We start from the raw sequence: 2240 nt of genomic DNA on the forward strand, positions 1-2240 counted from the left end.
TTCGCCTTGGCCAGCAGCGCATCGATCTGTTCTTTGAGTTCCAGCTCGGCTTTCTTCATCCGCTCGTAACTCATCGCCTTATGACGCGACGCATTGGCCTTGATCTTCGTGCCGTCAACGGCAATCGTCCCGAGCTTGACCAGTCCGCATTCCTTGGCCAGCTTCACCACTTGCACAAACAGCTCCGACAGTTCCTTCAAGTGAAAGGCGCGAAAGTCGCAAAGCGTGCGATGCGCCGGATAGTTGCCCGCTGCGAGGACCCGGAACGCGACATCTTCATGCAGCTTCCTGGCCAGCTTGCGCGACGAGAACACCCCGGTCGCATAGCCGTAGACGAGCACCTTCACCATCATCGCCGGATGAAAGGGTTGATTGCGCGGGCCGCCGCTCGCATACCGCGCATGGAAGCTTGACAGGTCGAGCGAATCCACCGTGTCGCTGATGTAATAGGCCAGGTGCCCTTCCGGCAGCCAGTCTTGCAGCGCGTGGGGCAGCAACATCTGCTGCTGCGGCTCGTATGGGAGATAACTTGTTGGCATCTGCTAACAACGTCTTCTCCGCTCGGCCGGATGACATCAGATTTCTGCCGCGCGGACTCCTAGCTCCTTGGCTAACCGCCTGAGAGCGTGTTCCCTGGTTTTGCGGACCTGTTCCTCATAGCGCGCGAGTCCCTTTTCAACGTAGTCGTCACCCTTGACCATCACGCGCCAGAACCAGGCGGCCAGCTTGCGCGCCAGCGCCTTGGTTGCCACCAAGCCTCCGCGGCGGGCCGCGAGACGGCGGTAGAAACCACCGAGCGCGATATCCCTGCTGCGTACCAGGCTTTGTGCCATCATGCAGAACAGTTGTCCGGTCCGGTTGCGGCCGCGCTTTGCGTGTTTCTTGCGTTTGCCGCTATCACTGCTGCCCGGTGCCAGTCCGGTCCAGGCGGTGAAGTGTTTTTCAGTGGGCCAGACGCTCAGGTCGGTCCCCACCTCACCGATCAGTTGCAGCAGGCCATAGGACGACAGCGCGGGCAGCTTCGTCAGATCCCGTCCACCGCACATCTGGGCCAGTATCTCGCGCAGCCTGGCGATTTCCGGCGCGTTGACGCCGGTCTGTCGGGTGGACCTGGGCAGCGGCGGCTGTGTGTCATCGTGCGGCGGCAGCACGGCGGCGATTCGCTCGTCGCAATCGGCGATGAGTTTCTGGTAGTGGTCCCAGGATTGCAACGCTTGGCCCAGGGCGAAGATGTGCTCGTCGGCCCACGTGCCCCGCAGGGCCTCGATCACGGCCTGTTCCTTTTTGCGCCGGATCTGCACGTCGCACAGTGCCACCAGGGCCTCGGGGGACCGCTCGCCGGCCACGATCGCGCGCGTCACCGCCATGCCGCTGACGCCGGCCAGGGACGAGATGACATCATGCAGCTTGATGTTCATGCGCTCGAACGCCTTCTGCATCAGTTGCACACAAGCCGCTGCCGCCGCCACATGATCGGCACGCAGGCGCAGGTAGTCCTGCAGCCGGCGGATGTCAGCCGGTGGCACGAAGCCGGCGTGCAGCAGACCATGCATGTGCAGCGTGGCGCCCCGCTGGCTGTCAGCCATATAGGTCTTCCTGCCTGGCAGGTTGCGCGTCTGCCTGCCATTGACCATGCGTACGTCCAGACCGGCGCTTTCCAGCACACCATACAAAGGCAACCAGTACACGCCGGTGGCTTCCATGGCTACCGAATGCACGCCCTGTGCGAGCAGCCAGTCGCGCAACGCGTGCAACTGCGACGTAACGGTACCGAACACTTCCGGCCGGTTTCCGCCCACCGAAACATGCATGTGTTCACTGCCGATGTCGACGAACGCGGCCAACAGATCGAGCATGGGGAGTGACTGTAACATGATGAACCTCCGCATTTGGGCACCATAATGCGCGCGGTGGCTCCGGCCCGGTCACGTCATATGAAAAACAAATCTCTCCAGCGGGAAGCAGTGCTCACCAGAATGTGCGACTGATCGCGACCAGGGCTATTCTCCCAGACGGGCAATCCGACAGTTGTCCGATGCACCAGAGGGAACTCAGCTACGCTGCCAGGAACCGCTACGCGTTATCTGACGATAGACGATCCTGGTTCATGGTGCGTGTGCGGTTTTTGCCAAAACTGGAGGCTCCCAGAGAAGCAGTTTGAGGCGATCGGCCCGCCGGTTACGAAACACGTAAACTGCCCGCGCGAACGGATCGAGTCCCAGCGCCTGCTCCACGATCGT

General features: G+C 61.8%; 3 protein-coding genes. All 3 read right to left on the reverse strand.

Features of this window, described 5'->3' with window-relative positions:
* Positions 1-539, reverse strand: a 539-nt coding sequence (locus tag AWB78_RS42185) for a transposase (protein ID WP_198399497.1), incomplete at its 3' end; no start/stop codon positions are given.
* A gap of 36 nt (positions 540-575) precedes the next feature.
* Positions 576-1874, reverse strand: a complete 1299-nt coding sequence (locus AWB78_RS42190; RefSeq protein ID WP_157697898.1) for an IS110 family RNA-guided transposase — start codon at positions 1872-1874, stop codon at positions 576-578.
* Positions 1875-2105: 231 nt separating this feature from the next.
* A complete protein-coding gene (gene tnpB / locus AWB78_RS50100) occupies positions 2106-2234 on the reverse strand; it encodes an IS66 family insertion sequence element accessory protein TnpB (protein ID WP_374729532.1) in 129 nt (42 codons plus the stop codon).
* Positions 2235-2240 lie beyond the last annotated feature (6 nt).

The organism is Caballeronia calidae (assembly GCF_900044055.2).
GTDB classification, from domain to species: domain Bacteria; phylum Pseudomonadota; class Gammaproteobacteria; order Burkholderiales; family Burkholderiaceae; genus Caballeronia; species Caballeronia calidae.